The 17,515-nt window shown below is 64.6% G+C and carries 16 protein-coding genes and 2 tRNA genes; 5 read left to right on the top strand and 13 right to left on the bottom strand.

From position 1 onward, the window contains the following. Positions 1–184 precede the first annotated feature (184 nt). From P3T43_RS15050 to fdxA, 7 genes are all read right to left on the bottom strand, one after another. Positions 185–508 (bottom strand): AzlD domain-containing protein, encoded by a 324-nt coding sequence (locus P3T43_RS15050; protein ID WP_429281933.1) that lies wholly within the window; start codon positions 506–508, stop codon positions 185–187. Further along, complete coding sequence (locus P3T43_RS15045) at positions 508–1,176, bottom strand: AzlC family ABC transporter permease (protein WP_429281932.1); 669 nt, start codon at positions 1,174–1,176, stop codon at positions 508–510. The genes P3T43_RS15050 and P3T43_RS15045 overlap by 1 nt, the downstream gene beginning before the upstream one ends. A gap of 143 nt (positions 1,177–1,319) precedes the next feature. Continuing rightward, positions 1,320–2,147 carry an AraC family transcriptional regulator gene (locus P3T43_RS15040; RefSeq protein WP_429281824.1) on the bottom strand — a complete coding sequence of 276 codons (828 nt, stop codon included), beginning with the start codon at positions 2,145–2,147 and terminating at the stop codon, positions 1,320–1,322. Between the two features lie 62 nt (positions 2,148–2,209). Then, entirely contained in the window at positions 2,210–2,683 is a 474-nt protein-coding gene (locus P3T43_RS15035) for a CreA family protein (RefSeq protein WP_429281823.1), read from the bottom strand. A 216-nt stretch (positions 2,684–2,899) separates the two neighbouring features. Next, positions 2,900–2,975: transfer RNA gene (locus P3T43_RS15030), tRNA-Asn, on the bottom strand. Between the two features lie 59 nt (positions 2,976–3,034). Further along, positions 3,035–3,110: transfer RNA gene (locus P3T43_RS15025), tRNA-Asn, on the bottom strand. A 189-nt stretch (positions 3,111–3,299) separates the two neighbouring features. After that, the gene (gene fdxA, locus P3T43_RS15020; RefSeq protein WP_429281822.1) at positions 3,300–3,623 is read right to left on the bottom strand and encodes a ferredoxin FdxA; all 324 of its coding nucleotides are present in this window, start codon (positions 3,621–3,623) and stop codon (positions 3,300–3,302) included. 266 nt (positions 3,624–3,889) lie between these two features. Here fdxA and pncB point away from each other — a divergent pair, with 266 nt between their 5' ends. The 5 genes from pncB to P3T43_RS14995 all read left to right on the top strand — a co-directional run bounded on the left by pncB (position 3,890) and on the right by P3T43_RS14995 (position 9,913). Next, the gene (pncB, locus tag P3T43_RS15015; protein WP_429281821.1) at positions 3,890–5,086 is read left to right on the top strand and encodes a nicotinate phosphoribosyltransferase; all 1,197 of its coding nucleotides are present in this window, start codon (positions 3,890–3,892) and stop codon (positions 5,084–5,086) included. Positions 5,087–5,215: 129 nt separating this feature from the next. Further along, positions 5,216–5,878, top strand: coding sequence for a LutC/YkgG family protein (locus P3T43_RS15010; protein WP_429281820.1), 663 nt, complete (start codon positions 5,216–5,218; stop codon positions 5,876–5,878). A gap of 90 nt (positions 5,879–5,968) precedes the next feature. Further along, the gene (locus P3T43_RS15005) at positions 5,969–7,393 is read left to right on the top strand and encodes a sodium:proton antiporter (RefSeq protein WP_429281819.1); all 1,425 of its coding nucleotides are present in this window, start codon (positions 5,969–5,971) and stop codon (positions 7,391–7,393) included. A 55-nt stretch (positions 7,394–7,448) separates the two neighbouring features. After that, positions 7,449–8,438: a 2-hydroxyacid dehydrogenase gene (locus P3T43_RS15000; RefSeq protein WP_429281818.1), complete on the top strand. Its 990-nt coding sequence runs from the start codon at positions 7,449–7,451 to the stop codon at positions 8,436–8,438. Further along, complete coding sequence (locus P3T43_RS14995) at positions 8,435–9,913, top strand: DNA recombination protein RmuC (protein ID WP_429281817.1); 1,479 nt, start codon at positions 8,435–8,437, stop codon at positions 9,911–9,913. The genes P3T43_RS15000 and P3T43_RS14995 overlap by 4 nt, the downstream gene beginning before the upstream one ends. Before the next feature lie 68 nt (positions 9,914–9,981). Here P3T43_RS14995 and P3T43_RS14990 read toward each other — a convergent pair whose 3' ends face one another. The 6 genes from P3T43_RS14990 to P3T43_RS14965 form a co-directional block, all read right to left on the bottom strand. Then, positions 9,982–10,482: an N-acetyltransferase family protein gene (locus tag P3T43_RS14990; RefSeq protein WP_429281816.1), complete on the bottom strand. Its 501-nt coding sequence runs from the start codon at positions 10,480–10,482 to the stop codon at positions 9,982–9,984. Further along, positions 10,482–10,757 carry a hypothetical protein gene (locus P3T43_RS14985; RefSeq protein WP_429281815.1) on the bottom strand — a complete coding sequence of 92 codons (276 nt, stop codon included), beginning with the start codon at positions 10,755–10,757 and terminating at the stop codon, positions 10,482–10,484. Before P3T43_RS14985 ends, P3T43_RS14990 begins: the two co-directional genes overlap by 1 nt. A gap of 69 nt (positions 10,758–10,826) precedes the next feature. Next, positions 10,827–12,122, bottom strand: coding sequence for a molybdopterin molybdotransferase MoeA (gene moeA, locus P3T43_RS14980; RefSeq protein ID WP_429281814.1), 1,296 nt, complete (start codon positions 12,120–12,122; stop codon positions 10,827–10,829). Positions 12,123–12,207: 85 nt separating this feature from the next. Next, entirely contained in the window at positions 12,208–12,822 is a 615-nt protein-coding gene (mobA, locus tag P3T43_RS14975) for a molybdenum cofactor guanylyltransferase MobA (RefSeq protein ID WP_429281813.1), read from the bottom strand. 18 nt (positions 12,823–12,840) lie between these two features. Next, complete coding sequence (moaA, locus tag P3T43_RS14970; protein WP_429281812.1) at positions 12,841–13,950, bottom strand: GTP 3',8-cyclase MoaA; 1,110 nt, start codon at positions 13,948–13,950, stop codon at positions 12,841–12,843. A 155-nt stretch (positions 13,951–14,105) separates the two neighbouring features. Continuing rightward, on the bottom strand, positions 14,106–17,435 hold the full coding sequence (locus P3T43_RS14965; protein ID WP_429281811.1) for an Rne/Rng family ribonuclease: 3,330 nt from the start codon (positions 17,433–17,435) through the stop codon (positions 14,106–14,108). Between the last annotated feature and the right edge of the window lie 80 nt (positions 17,436–17,515).

Here is a 17,515-nt window from a genome sequence, read left to right as displayed (position 1 = left end):
GCGGTTGATCCTGCTTGTTGCCGCGTAACCAGCGGGGGTATCTTCCCGACGAGCGGACCTCGACTGCATAACGGCGGATCAGGGCAAAACTTGAGGATGAGCCCGGATGTGGCGGCCGGGGCCGGGGCCGGATGCGGCGCTGCACAAGGCGCGCAGTCGATCTGCGCGACCCAGGTGGCCGGCTCTATTTCAGCACGACGCCTTGCCAGACGAAAAATACCGCGAGGCCGACGGCAATGGTCAGCAGAGGGCGGCGCGTCAACGCGCTGACCGCCACGGCGGCGAGCGCGCCAACCAGTTGCGGATTGCGCCAGGTCAGCTCGGCGCCGCCGCCGTGCGGCGAGACGGCCATTGGCACGATGATGGCCGTCAGCACCGTCACCGGCACGAAGCCGAGGGCGGTGCGGACGAGCGGCGGGAACACCAGGCGGTCGCCGAGCACGAAAACCGCGGCGCGGATCGTCCACGTGATGGCGGCCATGCCGAGAATCAGGACGACGTAATTCATCATCGGATCATCTCCACGGTGCGCGTACGGCCGCGCGGACGCGACAACAGCACGCCGACCACGACTCCCGCGAATACGGCGCCGAGCAGGCCCAGCTTGTAGGGCCATGCCTGCCAGAAGAACGCCAGCGCGCCCGAAGTGACGGCGGCGGCAAGATAGCGCAGCGCAACGAGTTGCGGCACCACGATCGCGATAAAGGTGGCGACCATGGCGAAATCGAGGCCAAGCGACTGCAGACCAGGGAACGCCGCGCCGAACAGCAGGCCGGCCAGCGTCCATATCTGCCAGTTGATATACATCGCGAGGCCTGCGCCGAGGAAGTAGTACGGACTCACCGATCCGGGCGGATGATGCCGGTAATGCGACCAGGCGACGGCGAAGACTTCGTCGGTGAGCACGCCGCCGAGCGCGAGCCGCCAGCGCAACGGCAGATGCGAGACGTAAGGGGCGAGCGTGGCGCTGTACAGCACATGGCGCAGGTTGACGACGAGGGTAGTGGCCCACACCACGGCGAAGCTCGTGTGGCCTGCAATGAGGCCCAGCGCAATGAACTGGGCCGAACCGGCGAAGACGACCAGCGACATCAATTGCCCGTGCCACAGGTGCAGCGGGCCGGACGTGACGAGCGTGCCGAAGATCACGCCAAACGGTGCTGCACCGACCATCATGGGGATGATGTCGCGCGCGCCGGCGGTGAATTCGGTGGAGCGGTTGGGATGGGTCAAGCTGGCCTCCTTGGTCTGGCGAGCATAGCCGAGCAGGAGCGCGCAGACTTGTACGTTCTTGCGGTAAAGCGGCCGTATCGCCGCCTTCAGGCCGCCTGCCAGCGCCCCGGCGGCACGCCGAACATGCGGCGGAAATGCCGGGTGAAGTGGCTCTGATCGGTAAAGCCACTGGCCGCGGCGACCTCGGTGACCGGGACGCCTGCGCGCAAGGGCGCCAGCGCTCGCTGCAACCGGACCTGGTTGCGCCAGGCATGCGGCGGCAAACCGGTGCCCTGAGCGAACAGGCGCGCGGCGTGGAACGGCGACAATCCCACGGCGCCCGCCAGTTCGGCTAGCTGGAGCGGCATGGCGAGGTCGCCAGTCAGGTGTTCTTTCATGGTGGCGACGCGGGCGTCGTCGGCGGCGAGCCGCGCCGGCTTGGTCTGGCTGCCCGAATAGCGGACCAGCAACGTCGACAGGGCGTCGAGCATCGCCGCTTCCGCCATGAGCGGATCGGCCTGCGCCTCGAGCAGACGGTGTGCGCATGCGAGCCGTTGGGCGAGTTCCGGATCGCGGATCACGCCAGGTTCGAACCACGGCAATGCCTGTTGCTGGCCAGCGACGTCGGTGGCGAGTTGCTGGATGAAGTCCACCGGCGCGTACAGCACGCGGTAGCGCCAGCCTTCCTCGATGGCTCGCGCGCCCGTGTGCAGTTCACCCGGATTGATGATGGGCACGCTGCCCGCTTCCGCGACGTAGTCCGTGCCCAGGTAGCGGTACCCTTCCGCGCCGGCGACGATCACGGGGATGGTGTACGCGTCGTGCCAATGCGGCGCGAACGTGTGATCGTGATATTCGGCCGTGAGCAGGTCCGCGCCGGGCAAAAGCGGCGTGCGCCAGTAGCGGGCGGAATTGCGGAAACGGGTGACGGTCATGACAAAAATCCGGCTCGGCCTGCCAGTTTAGCGCGGGCCGAAGCGTTCCGTAGCCGCCGCTTTCATTTCAACGGGATGCTGGTGCCGGCAGGCATCGGCACGGCCGTCACGCTGTTTTTCGCGCTACCGCTCGCGACGCGGTCGCTGTAGGTCAGATACACCAGTGTGTTGCGCTTCGCATCGACCACGCGCACGACGTGCAGTGTCTTGAAGATCAGCGACATGCTCACGGAAAACACATCGGCTTGCTGCTTGAGCGGGCCGGTGAACTTGATTGCCGCGACTTGCCGGCAGGCAATCGAGGCCTCGGTCGGATCTTCGGCGATGCCCAGCGTTCCTTTGATGCCGCCCGTGCGTGCCCGCGACACATAGCAGGTGACGCCGGTGACGAGTGGATCGTCGTAGGCCTCGACCACCACGCGGTCGGAGCCGGTGAGATGGAAGTTGGTATTCACGCTGGCGACTTCCTCGCTATGGACAAGCGGAGCGAGGAGGGCGGCAGCGGCGAGTGCGACGCAGAACAAGGTGGATTTCATCGGGAGACTGGAATGATCGCGCAGGGAAAGCACCATCGTATAACGGCGAGCACGGCGGAGGGTTGTGCGACGGCGGCTGAGTTGGGGACGGTTGAGCGCGGGAAGTCCGCGATGACTCGCGTCCTGTGCGCGTAAGAAGGAGCGTAATCGCACAAGGCAGAGCAGTGCACGCCGCAAAAACAAAAAGGCCCGCACGAATGCGGGCCTTCGAAATTTTGGCTCCTCGACCTGGGCTCGAACCAGGGACCTACGGATTAACAGTCCGGCGCTCTACCGACTGAGCTATCGAGGAACAGCAGTACAACCTTTACATAAAAAAGCCCGTCTTGGTTAACGGGCCTTTGCAATTTTTGGCTCCCCGACCTGGGCTCGAACCAGGGACCTACGGATTAACAGTCCGGCGCTCTACCGACTGAGCTATCGGGGAACAACAACAGCAGAGAAGCGAAATTGTAGGGGGTGCTCCAAGGCCTGTCAAGACCCCGAGTTCATCTCTATTTCATTCGAACCGCAGGCATCCTGGATGGACCGAAGTCGCGCGCCCACGCGCGAACGCGGGTCGACACGAGCGGTGCAGCGCTGTCTCGCGGGTGGCGAGCGCAGCGCCCGTGGCCGCTCAGCGGGCGAGCAGCGTCAGCTTTTCCTTCACGTCCTTGAACTCGTCTGCCTCGGGCAGCGGAGCCTTGGTTTTCGTGATGCTGGGCCAGTTCTTGGCGAGATCGGCGTTCAGCGCGATGAAGTCCTGCTGGTCACCCGGCACGTCTTCTTCCGCGTAGATGGCATTCACCGGACATTCGGCGACGCACACAGCGCAGTCGATGCACTCATCGGGGTCGATCGCGAGAAAGTTGGGACCTTCGCGAAAGCAGTCCACCGGGCACACATCAACGCAGTCGGTATAGCGGCATTTGATGCAGCTTTCGGTCACAACGTGAGTCATTCAGGCAGCTCCTGCATGCGGTATCTGGGGAGGCGAAACGCCAAAAGCGCTATTGTAACGTAACGTCAAGTGGCGCATGTCGCAGGCGCCCAACCGGTTTAGACGTTTTCGTGATTAGTTTATGGCGCCGCGGGCGTACCGGCCGGCGGCGCCATCGGGGCGAGCGCATTCGGGTAACATGCGTCAGGTCGGCGCGCCGGGGCGTGCCGCTGGCGCATGGGCCAGTCGAGGCCTTCCGTTTCTTCAGCAGTCCGGTTTGTACCATCATGATCATTACTTCGCTGCTCGATACCGATCTGTACAAGTTCACGATGATGCAGGTGGTCTTGCATCATTTTCCTGCCGCGAGCGTGGAATACCGCTTCCGCTGCCGGACGCCGAACGTCGACCTCGTGCCGTATATCGACGAGATACGCGGCGAAGTGCGCAAGCTGTGCGAACTGCGCTTCAGCGACGACGAACTCGACTATCTGCGGCGCATGCGCTTCATCAAGGGCGATTTCATCGAGTTCCTCGCGCTCTTCCATCTGAACGACAAGTACATTTCGATCACGCCTTCGCCGAAGGGCAACGGCGAAATCGACATCGAGATCAAGGGTCCATGGCTGCATACGATCCTGTTCGAGATTCCGGTGCTGTCGATCGTCAATGAAGTCTACTTTCGCAACACGCAGCGCGAGCCGGCGTATGGCGAAGGCCGCGAGCGTCTGTCCGAGAAAATCAAGCTGCTCGGCGCGCGCCCCGAATACGCGGACTGCAAGATCGCCGATTACGGCACGCGGCGGCGCTTCTCGAAGCGCTGGCACGAAGAGGTGATCCTGACGCTGAAAGACGACCTGGGTGAGCAGTTCACCGGCACGAGCAATGTCTTTTACGCCATGAAACATGGCCTGACGCCGCTCGGCACGATGGCCCATGAGTATCTGCAGGCCTGTCAGGCGCTGGGTCCGCGGCTGCGCGATTCGCAGATCTACGGCTTCGAGATGTGGGCGAAGGAATATCGCGGCGACCTCGGCATTGCGCTCTCGGATGTCTATGGCATGGAAGCGTTCCTGCGCGATTTCGATATGTACTTCTGCAAGCTGTTCGACGGCGCGCGCCACGACTCCGGCGATCCGTTCGACTGGGGCGAGCGCCTGCTCAAGCACTACGAGGCGAACCGCTGCGATCCGCGCACCAAGGTGCTGGTGTTCTCGGACGCGCTGGATATTCCGAAGGTCCTGCAACTGTACGAACGCTTCCGCGACCGCTGCAAGCTGGCGTTCGGCGTCGGCACCAATCTGACCAACGACCTCGGCTATAACCCGCTGCAGATCGTCATCAAGATGGTTCGCTGCAACGGCCAGCCGGTCGCCAAGCTGTCCGATTCGCCGGGCAAGAACATGTGTGAAGACAAGGCCTATCTGGCCTACCTGCGGCAGGTGTTCGGCATCAAGCAGCCGGACGAGGACGCGTCGAAGTAAGGTTTGCGGCAGGCGCCTTTGCGGCGCCCGCTTTGGCCATCTGGACGAGTGTTCGCGCACGGGGTGGCCGGTATAATCCTCGCGACGCCGCACGGCTATCGCAACGAGAACCTCGCGAGGACTTCGCCCATGGATACATCGATCGCCCGCCGCAACATTCTCGCGCGCATTCGCGCAGCGCAGGGGCGCGAAGCCGAACCTGCCGCCGCCGAGCACGAGGCCGCCGCGGATTATCTGGCGCGTCATCCGCAAGGCCCGCGGCCTCCCATGCCGGACGATCTCGTTGCACGCTTTATCGACGAAGCGCAGAAGATGGCGACCACCGTCGAGACCGTCAGAGCATTGAGCGAGGTGCCGGCCGCGGCATACCGCTATCTCATGCAGCACGGCTTGCCCGTTCAGGCGATTGCCTGGCAAACGCTTCAGGATCTCGGCTGGGCTGACGCCGGTCTCGCGGTCGAATTTCGCAAGCCCGTAGATCTCGACGTGGTCGGCATCACGGGTTGCTTCTGTGCGACAGCGGAGACCGGCACACTGGTGCTGCTGTCCGGACCCGAAACCTATGCATCCGCCGGGCTGCTGCCCGAAACGCACATTGCCATCGTGCCGGCGTCGCGGATCGTCGCCGGTCATGAAGAGGCATTCGAGCTGATCCGCGCTGAACGCGGCGAGTTGCCGCGCGCGGTGAACTTCGTGTCGGGCCCGTCGCGCACCGGCGATATCGAGCAAACCATCGTGCTCGGCGCACATGGGCCGTATCGTGTGCATGCGATTGTCGTGCGTGGCGTGTGAGCGGAATGCGTGGCGGGTGTCTGTGCGCCGCGGGCCCAGCGCGCTTCTGATCCGCGCCTCGCGCAGCCTGAAAAAAAGGATGCTTCAGCTATGACGCGACATGCTGGATGGACGGGCATGGTGCTCGCCGGCGCACTCGCACTGGGGTCGCAAGAGGCATCGGCCGCTACGCTTGACGGCGCGACGCTGTCGGCATGGTGGGGCGTGCCGTTTGCCGGCGTGCTGTTGTCGATCGCGGTGTTGCCGCTCATCGCGCCAACCTTCTGGCATCACCATTTCGGCAAAATCGCGGCGGCGTGGGCGATCGTGTTTCTCGTGCCATTCGCCGTCGCGTTCGGCGTGGGCGTCGCGTTCGCTGCTTTCGTGCACGCGATGCTCGAAGAGTACGTGCCGTTCATCGTATTGTTGACTGCGCTCTATACCGTGGCGGGTGGTATCTGCGTGCGCGGCAACCTGCACGGCACGCCGCGCACGAATACGGCGATCATCGCGCTGGGTACGGTGCTCGCAAGCATCATGGGCACGACCGGCGCGGCCATGCTGCTGATCCGGCCGCTCTTGCGCGCCAACGACAACCGCCAGCATGTCGTACACGTCGTCGTGTTCTTTATCTTTCTGGTCGCCAATGCGGGCGGCTCGCTCTCGCCGCTCGGCGACCCGCCGCTCTTTCTGGGTTTTCTCAACGGCGTGAGTTTCTTCTGGACCAGCACGCATCTGGCGTTGCCGATGCTGTTCGTCTGCGGCGTGCTGCTGGTGTTGTTTTACGCGCTCGATTCGTACTACTACCATCGTCGCGAAGAGGCGCGTGCGCCGTTTCTCGATCCCACGCCCGACACGCCGTACCTGGGTATCGACGGCAAAATCAATTTCGTGCTGCTGGGCATGGTGATCGCGCTCGTGCTGATGAGCGGGTTGTGGAAGCCGGGCATTGCGTTCGACGTGTTCGGCACGCCCGTCGCGCTGCAAAACGCGCTGCGCGACGTGGCGCTGATCGGTATCGCGTGGCTGTCGCTGGCGGTGACGCCGCGCGCAGCGCGGGTTGGCAATGCCTTCAACTGGGCACCGATCGAAGAGGTGGCGAAGCTGTTTGCCGGCATCTTCGTGACGATTGCACCGGTCATCACGATTTTGCGCGCCGGTGACGCCGGCGCCTTCGCGGGCATCGCGCATGGGGTCAACGACGCATCCGGTCAGCCGCATGACGCAATGTATTTCTGGGCCACCGGTTTGCTGTCGTCGTTCCTCGACAATGCGCCCACCTATCTGGTGTTTTTCAATCTGGCCGGCGGCGATGCGTCGGCCCTGATGACCCACGGCGCGAGCACATTGGCCGCGATCTCGGCGGGCGCGGTATTCATGGGCGCGAACAGCTATATCGGCAATGCGCCAAACTTCATGGTGAAGGCCATTGCGGAATCGCGCGGCGTGCGTATGCCGAGTTTTTTTGTCTATCTGGGATGGTCGGGCGCGATACTGGTGCCGGTATTTCTCGTCACGACCTGGTTGTTCTTTTAGCGGTTGACGACGGCGGGACCGTTGACGGTTACGCCGCGCTATCTGGAGAGTTGCAATGCAGAAGATCCTTGTTGCCCGTCCGATTTTCCCGGATGTAATCGAACGCCTCAAACAGTATTTCGAGGTTGACTGGAACAACGGCGAAGTTCTCTCCGCCGAAGAACTGACGCGCCGGCTGGCCGACAAGGACGGCGCGCTGACCGCCGGCGATCCGGTCGGCGCGGCTGCGCTGGCGGCGGCGCCGCGTCTGCGGGTGGTGTCGAATATGGCCGTGGGCTACAACAATTTCGACATGGCTGCGTTCAACGCGGCGCATGTCCTCGGCACCAATACGCCGGATGTGCTCAACGAATCGACCGCCGACTTCGGCTGGGCGCTGATGATGGCAGCGGCCCGCCGCGTCACCGAGTCCGAACACTGGCTGCGCGCCGGGCAGTGGCAAAAATGGGCGTATGACGGTTTTCTCGGCTCGGACGTGTATGGCTCGACCCTTGGTGTGATCGGCATGGGGCGGATCGGCCAGGCGCTGGCGCGCCGCGCCCGCGGCTTCAATATGCAGGTGATCTATCACAACCGCTCGCAGGTCGCGCCGGAGATCGAGGCCGAACTGAACGCGCAATATGTATCGAAAGCGGAGTTGTTGAAACGGGCTGATCACGTCGTGCTCGTGTTGCCGTATACCAAGGAGAACCATCACACGATCGGCGCGGCGGAACTCGCGCAGATGAAGCCGACCGCGACGCTCACCAACATTGCGCGCGGCGGCATCGTCAACGACGCGGCACTGGCCGAGGCCTTGCGCGCCAAACGGATCGCCGCGGCGGGGCTCGATGTCTACGAAGGCGAACCGAACCTGAATCCGGCGTTGCTCACGGTGTCGAATGTCGTGCTGACACCGCATATCGCGAGCGCCACCGAATCGACCCGGCGCGCGATGGCCAATCTCGCCGCGGACAATCTGATCGCGGGGCTTGGCGAGGGGCCGAATGCCGGACGTCCCGCCAATCCGGTCAATCCGGACGTGATCGGCAAGGCACGCGCATGACGATGATTTTGCTCGCGGCGGTCGTCGTGCTGGCGGTGGCTTTGGTGATCGCCTTGCTGATATTGATGCGTGGCGGCCGCCATGGCGAGCTGGAGGCGCAGCTCGACGACCTGGGCGACCACATCGGCTCGGCTGCGCAAGCACAGACACGCGCGTTCGAGCGGCTCGAACGCGAGTTGCGCAGCGAGATCGAGCAAACCGCGCGTGTCTCGCGCGGCGAACTGAACGGCGGATTCGCGCAGTTTCAACAGACGCTCGCCACGCAGTTCACCAGTATGACGACGCTACAGAACGGCAAGATCGATAGCTTCGCCCAGCAGCTTGTCAAACTGACCGAAACGAATGCGCTGCAGCTTGAGACCACGCGCCATAGCCTGCAACAGCAGGCCCAGCAGGCGCGCGACGAGCAGGGCGTCGCGCTGGGGCGTTTTGGCGAGACGCTGACGTTGCAGCTCGGACAACTGATGGAAGCGAACGACCGCCGCTTTGCCGAAGTGCGCGCGACGATCGAACAGCGCTTGAAGGACATCGAGGCGAACAACTCGACCAAGCTCGAAGAAATGCGTCGCACGGTCGACGAGAAGCTGCATGCCACGCTTGAACAGCGGCTCGGTGAATCGTTCAAGCAGGTGTCGGATCGTCTGGAACAGGTGCATCGCGGGCTGGGCGAAATGCAGACGCTGGCCGCGGGTGTGGGCGATCTGAAGAAGGTGTTGACCAACGTCAAGACACGCGGCACGTGGGGCGAGGTGCAACTGGAGGCCTTGCTCGAACAGCTGTTGACGCCCGATCAGTATGCGAAGAACGTCGCGACCATTCCGAAGAGTGCCGACCGGGTCGAATTCGCCATCAAGCTGCCGGGGCGCCAGGATCCGGATGGTCCCGCGGTACCGGTATGGCTGCCGATCGATGCCAAATTTCCGCGCGAGGACTACGAACGTCTGATCGATGCGCAGGAGCGTGCCGATCCGGTGGCGGTCGAAGACGCGTCACGCGCGCTCGAAGCGCGGATTCGCGCCGAGGCCCGCACGATTGCGGAGAAATACGTCGCGCCGCCGCATACCACGGACTTCGCGTTGCTGTTCCTGCCTACGGAAGGACTCTATGCCGAGATCCTGCGCCGGCCGGGTCTCACGGATATGCTGCAACGTGATTACCGCGTGACCATTGCCGGGCCGACCACGCTCACGGCGCTGCTCAACAGCTTGCAGATGGGCTTTCGCACGCTCGCCATCGAAAAACGTTCGAGCGAGGTCTGGCAGGTGCTTGGGGCGGTGAAGACCGAGTTCGGCAAGTTCGGCGACGTGCTGGCGAAGACGAAGTCGCAGCTCGAAACGGTGACGCGTTCGATTGAAGCGGCAGAAACACGCACGCGCATGATGAACCGCAAGCTGCGCGATGTCGAAGCGCTGCCGGGCGAAGAAGCGAACGGTTTGCTGGGAGATGCGCTACTGGGCGCGGATGCGGATGAATAGGGAGAAGGGCGCGGCCCGCGCGTGCCCATAGAGGCGCGCGGTGCGGCGACCCTTTCAGCGGGTATCGGCTACGCAGCGTTGGGTGTCGCGGGGGCTGCCAGCTTCTCGAGTGCTTCGCCCGTAACGCGCACGAAGCGCCACTCCGATAGCACGGTGGCGCCCATTTTCTCGTAGAAGTCGATGGCGGGCCGGTTCCAGTCGAGCACCGTCCATTCAAACCGGCCGCATTGCCGCTCGACGGCCAGAGCGGCCAGTTCCTTCAGCATCCGCGTGCCGAGACCGCTGCCGCGTTGCGACGGCTGCACGTACAGATCTTCGAGATATAGCCCGCGCCGCCCCAGGAAGGTCGAAAAATTGTGGAAGAACAACGCATAGCCGACGATGCTGCCGTCTGCCTGCTGCGCAACCATGGCTTCCGACGACGGCCGCGCGCCGAACAGCGCGTCATGCACGCCGACTTCCGTGGCGACGAACAGATGGGTGAGTTTTTCGAACTCGGCCAGCTCGTACATCAGCGAAAACATGGCGCTGACATCGGCGGGTGTGGCGGCACGGATCGTCGTGGTCATTACGCTTCCTCGGGTGCGTCGCTCAGCTGGATTTCGATGCCGCCGAAGCGCGAGGCCACCCAGTTATAGGCATGGCAGGCAATCCACAGCAGCACGAAGCCGAGGATCGCATTCAGCAGCAGCGCGCTGAACACGGTGCTCAACTCGACTGAACCATAGCGGATAAACGCGACCAGCACGCCGAGCAGCACGATAGGGACGCTGAAGGTCAGATACACCAGGATCAGCGCCTTGGCGGTCTGTCCCGGCGCGATAAAAGAGATCTGTTTTTTCATGTAGGTCAAAGCCGTTGGTCGGTGTGAGGGTAAAGAGTCAGAATTGGGAGCGGGAAGCTGGTGGCGGCGTCAGATCAGACCGTCGAACAGCATGATATCGACGTCCTCGCCGGGTGCGACGTCGGCGCGCTCATGCTCGAGCACGATAAAGCAATTGGCCTCGCTCATCGAACTGAGCACACCGGAGCTTTGCGAACCGGTTGGCGTGACATGCCATTGGCCGCGGGCGTCACGCTCGGCGACGCCGCGTTGATACTCGGTACGGCCCGCGCGCTTGCGGATCATCTCGCGGCTGGCGGCCCGCAGCAGCGCAACCGGTTGCCGTGTGGCGCCGGACATGACCAGCAGCGCTTCGCGCACGATCTGGTAGAACGTCACCATCACGGCGACCGGATTGCCCGGCAGGCCGAAGAACAGCGCCGGCCGTCCGAGACCCGGCCGGTCACCCGACCAGACGCGGCCGAACGCGAGCGGGCGCCCCGGACGCATGGCGAGACTCCAGAACGCGACGTCGCCAAATGTCTGCAGCAACTGCTGGGTGAAATCCGCTTCGCCCACCGAGACGCCGCCCGAGGTCAAGACCACGTCCGCGCTGGCTGCGGCGCTGCGCAGCGCGGCTTCGAGCGCGGCGGGCTGATCGCGCACGACGCCGAGGTCGAGGGCGTCGATATTCATGCGCCGTAGCATGGCGAACAGCGTATGGCGGTTGCTGTCGTACACGCAGCCGGGTTCGAGCGGCTCGCCGAGCGAACGCAGTTCGTCGCCGGTCGAAAAGAACGCCACCCGCAGACGCCGCCGCACCGGCACCTCCGCGATGCCGAGCGAAGCGATCAGACCGAGGTCCGAGGCGCGCAGGGTCCGGCCGGCGCGCAACGCTGCACTGCCGCGCACCAGATCTTCACCGGCGAGGCGCCGGTTGGCGCCGGCAATCACGGTGGAGGCGGCGAACTGGATCGTGTCGCCTGTGCGTGTAACGCGCTCCTGCAACACGACCGTATCGCAGCCGGCCGGCATCGAGGCGCCCGTCATGACCCGGACGCACTGCGTCACCGCGACGGCGCCGCCGAACGGATGACCGGCCAACGCGCGGCCGGCGACTGCAAGTTCGACGGTGGCGGACGGATTCGCGAGAGCGGCGCTGTGGAAGGCGTAACCGTCCATGGCGGAATTGTCGTGCGCCGGCACGTCGCTCGGCGAGACGATGTCTTCGGCCAGCACCCGGTCGAGCGCATCGTGCAGCGGCACGCGTTCAATGGCGGTGACCGGCGTGGCCCACTGCCGCACGATCGCCTGCGCAGCCGTTACCGGCAACGCACGGGGATCATACTGGGCGACGCAACTGGAAATATTGTTAAGCGTGGTCATGAATGGAGGCGCGTCGCGACCGGAGCGGGTGCCGGTGGCCGCCGTGCGGCCCGAGCAGGACAACTGCTATGACCTCCGGGACGTCTCAATGACGCTCGAGGTCGGCGAGTTCTTGCAAAGAATTGATATTGTAAAACGCGCGCTCATCGGCAAAGGCGACTTCCACCGTCCTGTGGCGCGCGTACCACGCGCGTACCTTGCGCTCACCCGCGTCCAGAAAGGCCGCGAGGTCGTCGGCCAGACTCGTGCGCAACAACGCGAAAACGGGGTGAATCGAAGGTTGTCCCTGCGCGTCGAGGGTGGTGACGGTGGCGATGTCGGTCTCGTGCGTGTCGAGTGCCTGCGCGAGCCGGATGGCCAGATCGGCTGGCAACCCGGGCGAGTCGCACGGTGCGCTCAGCACGAACTCCGTGCCGGCGGCGCGCAAACCCGCGAGCAGGCCCGCCAGCGGGCCTGGAAAACCCGCCAGCGTGTCGGCCACGACAACTGCGCCGAACGGCGCGCCAAGCGCGGCGTAGATATCGGCGTTACGGTTGGCGCTGATGAGGAGCGAGCCGGTTTGCGGGGCCAGCCGCTTCAGGACATGTCCTGCGAGCGGCTCGCCTTGCAGCAATTGCAGTCCTTTGTCGACGCCGCCCATGCGCATGCCGCGCCCGCCGGCGAGGACGAGGCCGGTGAGGTTCGCGGTCGGAACAGTCATGGGCATGGGCCGGACAGCTCAACCGCCGATGTACGACATTTCGATCCGGCGCTCTTCCGGTGTATGGAATTCGGCCGCGGCGCTGCCGCGCAACTCCGAGTAGCGGTCGTTGCGGACCTGCCAGATGTGCGCGACGGTCGAGGCAATCGCGGTGTCGCTCGCGCCGCTGCGCAGGAGCGCGCGCAGGTCGTGCCCTGCAGAGGCGAACAGGCAAAGGTAGAGCTTGCCTTCTGTCGAAAGCCGGGCGCGCGTGCAGGTTCCGCAGAAGGCCCGCGTGACGCTCGAAATCACCCCGATTTCACCGCTGCCGTCCGAATAGCCCCAACGCTGCGCGGTCTCGGCGGCGCTGTGGGCTTCGAGCGGCGCGAGCGGGAAGTGCTCGGCGATCCGTGCCACGACTTCGGCCGAAGGCAGCACTTCGGCCATGTTCCAGCCGTTCGACATGCCGACATCCATGTATTCAATAAAGCGCAGGATGCTGCCCGAGCCTTTGAAGTGGCGCGCCATCGGCACGATTTCGGTGTCGTTGGTGCCGCGCTTGACGACCATGTTGACCTTGACCGGCGTGAGGCCAACCGCATGGGCCTCGGCAATGCCTTCAAGGACGTCGCCGACCGCGAAGTCGGCGTCGTTCATCTGGCGAAACAGCGTGTCGTCGATGGCGTCGAGGCTCACCGTCACGCGGGTGAGTCCGGCGTCCTTGAGGCTGCGCGCCTTACGGGCCAGTAGCGAGCCATTGGTGGTGAGCGTGAGATCGAGCGGCCGGCCGTCCGGCGTGGTGAGCCGCGCGAGCCGCTCGATCAGGAATTCCAGATTTTTACGCAGCAGCGGTTCGCCGCCGGTCAGGCGGATTTTCTCCACGCCATGCGCGACGAACAGCCGCGCCAGCCGTTCGATCTCTTCAAAGCTCAGCAGCGCGCTGTGCGGCAGGAAGCCGTAGTCCTTGTCGAACACCGCGCGCGGCATGCAGTACACGCAGCGGAAGTTGCAGCGATCCGTCACCGAAATGCGCAAATCCCGCAGCGGGCGCGACAGGGTATCGCGCAGCACGCCGCTGGGTGTCTGCAGGGGACCGGAGATGACCGGCACCGCGCTGACATCGGCAAGAGGGATGATGCGTCGGGACATGGAGAGCTGAATGGTGCTTTTAAGGGGCGCAGACTTTCATTCTAGCGGATGGCGCGCCCGGGCATAGTGGGGCGAACGCGCGCCCCGCCATAACAAAAAAGCCCGCCGGTGAGGGCGGGCTTTCTGAACCGCGGCTAAAGCTCCGCGGTGATGGTTTACTGCGGGTGCTTGCCCGTTTCGACCTGTTGCATCGGCGCGCTGTCCAGCGGCGCCAGCGGCTTGCGCTCGCGCGGCACGCGGGCCGGCTTGACCGCCTGTGCAGCAGCCTCCTGCGCGGCGTGCAGCTTGGTCGTGTCGGTATTGACCCACACGAGGCCGGCGCTTTCCAGCACTGGCTTCAGGGCTTCCGGCGACAGACCGGTGCGGGCTGCCGGTTGCGCGGCGACGACTGGCGCCGGTACCGGCGCGGCGGCTTGCATAGGTGCCTGCTCGGCAACGAACGCCGGTTGCGTTGTGACCGGAGCGGCGGCTTCGGCGTGGACCTGAGGCGCTGCTTCGACCACAGGTTGGGCTTCGACCGGCGCGGCGACCTGGACGGCCGGCGCCACCGATGCGATATCGCTGGCGGGCGCCTGTGCGACGACCGGCTCCGTTGCAACCGCCGGTTCAAACGCTGCCGGCACCTGCACAGGCGCTTCGACCGCCGGTGCTGCAACGGCGACGTGCGCCGTTTCAACGGGCTGGACGGGCGCGGCTTCGGTCACGACCGGCGCTGCAGGAGCAACTTCGGCAACCGGTGCAGCCGGAACCGGTGTCGGTTCAGCTTGTGCAACCACCGGCGCTTCAAAAGCAGCAGGTTCGGCGGCCGGCGTCGGCACAAAGGCTTCCGCCTTCGCGGCCTGTTCTGCCGCCAGAACCGGTGTTTCGGCGGTGGCGTGCAGTTCGGCGACGACTGCGGTTTCTGTGGCGACTGCGGCGACGACCACTTCGACCGGTGCAACAGCCGGTGTTTCGTGACGCGGCTGCTGGGCCGAAGCCTCGCTTACCGTTTCGGTTTCCGCTTCGGCGCCTTCGTCGGCACCTTCGGCGCCAGCATTACCGTTCACGCCTTCTTCTTCACGCTCGCGACGACCGCCACGGCGACCGCGACGGCGGCGGCGCCGTTCTTCACCTTCACGAGCCACGGCTTCCTGATCGACCGGCGCGCCACCTTCGACGTTACCTGCCTGGTTCTGCGCCAGCAGTTCCTGGTTTTCGTCCTGGCCCAGCGCTTCTGCGCCTTCCGGCTGTTGCTTGCGGCGCTCGCCACGTTCCGGACGCTCGCCTCGCTCACGACGCTCGCCACGTTCGGCGCGCGGTGCGCTTTCCACGGTCTCACCACGGTCTGCACGCTCCTGACCGCGTTCGCCACGCGGGGTGTCACGGCCTTCGCGCTCGCCGCGGCCGTCACGATTCTCGCGACCTTCGCGCGGTTCGCGGGGGGCGCGTGGTTCACGGACCTCACGGGCTTCACGGCTCTCACGCGGTTCACGGGCCTCGCGTGCTTCACGCGGCTCGCGACCCTCGCGCGCCTCACGGCCTTCGCGTCCTTCACGTTCGTCGCGACGCTGCGCCGGCTGGCCTTGACGGCCGCCGACAGCCGCGGCGTCGCCGCGTGCGGCGCCGTCCCGGCCGGTTGCGCCACCACGGCGATTGCGGTTGCGCTCGCCACCGCGCTCGCCGCTACGCTCACCGCGTTCCGGACGATCGCCCCGGGCCGGACGCGCCGTCTTCTCGGCGGGCGCCGGTGCGACCGGTGCCGGAGCAGGCGGTGCCATGCCGAACAGGTTCTTCAGCCAGCCAATGAAGCCGCCGCCAGCCGGCGTGACTGCGACAGGCGCAGCCGTGGCCGGCGCTGCGGGGCGAACCGGTGCGCTCGGTGCCGGCTTTTCGGGCGTGATGCCCTTAACCGCCGCTTCCTGCTTCGGCTTCACTTCTTCGGTGCGCTTGCTGTAACCGGTTTCAGATTCCAGTTCGCGGGCCGCTTCTTCGGCCATCTTCCACGAAGCGCGCGGATCGTCGAGGCGTGCATCGTCGTGACGCAGGCGTTCGAGTTTGTAGTGCGGCGTGTCGAGGTGCTTGTTCGGGATCAGGACGACATTGACCTTGAAACGCGACTCGATCTTGTTGATTTCGGCACGCTTCTCGTTCAGCAGGAAGGCGGTCACTTCGACCGGCACCTGGCAATGGATTGCCGCGGTGTTTTCCTTCATTGCTTCTTCCTGAATGATCCGCAGCACCTGCAGGGCGGACGATTCGGTATCGCGGATGTGGCCCGTGCCGTTACAGCGCGGGCACGTCACGTGGCTGCCTTCCGACAGGGCCGGGCGCAGACGTTGACGCGACAGTTCCATCAGGCCGAAGCGCGAAATCTTGCCCATCTGGACGCGCGCGCGGTCGTGCTTCAACGCGTCTTTCAGGCGTTGTTCGACTTCGCGCTGGCTCTTGGCTGATTCCATGTCGATGAAGTCGATCACGATCAGGCCGCCCAGGTCGCGCAGGCGCAACTGGCGGGCCACTTCGTCGGCGGCTTCGAGGTTGGTGCGGGCGGCGGTTTCCTCGATGTCGGCGCCCTTGGTGGCGCGGGCCGAGTTCACGTCGATCGCGACCAGCGCTTCCGTGTGGTCGATCACGATGGCGCCGCCGGAAGGCAGCGGTACCGTGCGCGAGTACGCGGTTTCGATCTGGTGCTCGATCTGGAAACGCGAGAACAGCGGCACATCGTCGTGATACCGCTTCACCTTGCTGACATTATCCGGCATCACTATATCCATGAAGGCGCGGGCCTGGTCGTGGATTTCAGTGGTGTCGATGAGGATTTCGCCGATATCCGGCTGGAAATAGTCGCGAATCGCCCGGATCACGAGGCTCGATTCGAGATAAATCAGCATCGGCTGGCCGGACGAACCGCTTTGCGACGCGGCTTCGATGGCACGCCACAGTTGCATCAGGTAGTTCAGGTCCCACTGCAGTTCTTCGGCGGAGCGGCCAATGCCGGCCGTGCGCGCGATGATGCTCATGCCTTCCGGCAGTTGCAGCTGCGCCATGGTTTCGCGCAGCTCCTGACGGTCGTCGCCTTCGATCCGGCGCGACACGCCGCCGCCGCGCGGGTTGTTCGGCATCAGGACCAGATAGCGGCCCGCGAGCGAAATGAAGGTGGTGAGGGCGGCGCCTTTGTTGCCGCGCTCTTCCTTTTCGACCTGAACGATCAGTTCCTGGCCTTCGCGCAGGGCGTCCTGAATGCGCGCGGAGCGCATGTCGACGCCGTCACGGAAATACTGGCGGGCGACTTCCTTGAACGGCAGAAAACCGTGGCGGTCTTCGCCATAGTTGACGAAACAGGCTTCGAGCGACGGCTCGATGCGGGTGATGATGCCCTTGTAAATATTGCCTTTGCGCTGTTCGCGCCCGGCGGTTTCGATGTCGATATCGATGAGTTTTTGCCCATCGACGATGGCTACGCGCAGTTCTTCCTGCTGCGTTGCATTGAACAACATTCGTTTCATTGAACGGCTCCAGAGCGGCTTAGCCTGCCCACGCCTTGCGTTTGTCGGACGCAAAGGACGATCAGGGCAGCGGCATGCCG

It is taken from the genome of Paraburkholderia sp. GAS41 (assembly GCF_050436545.1).
GTDB lineage: Bacteria > Pseudomonadota > Gammaproteobacteria > Burkholderiales > Burkholderiaceae > Paraburkholderia.
Note: the sequence above shows the minus strand (reverse complement) of the source record. Positions and strands in the feature narration are given on the sequence as shown.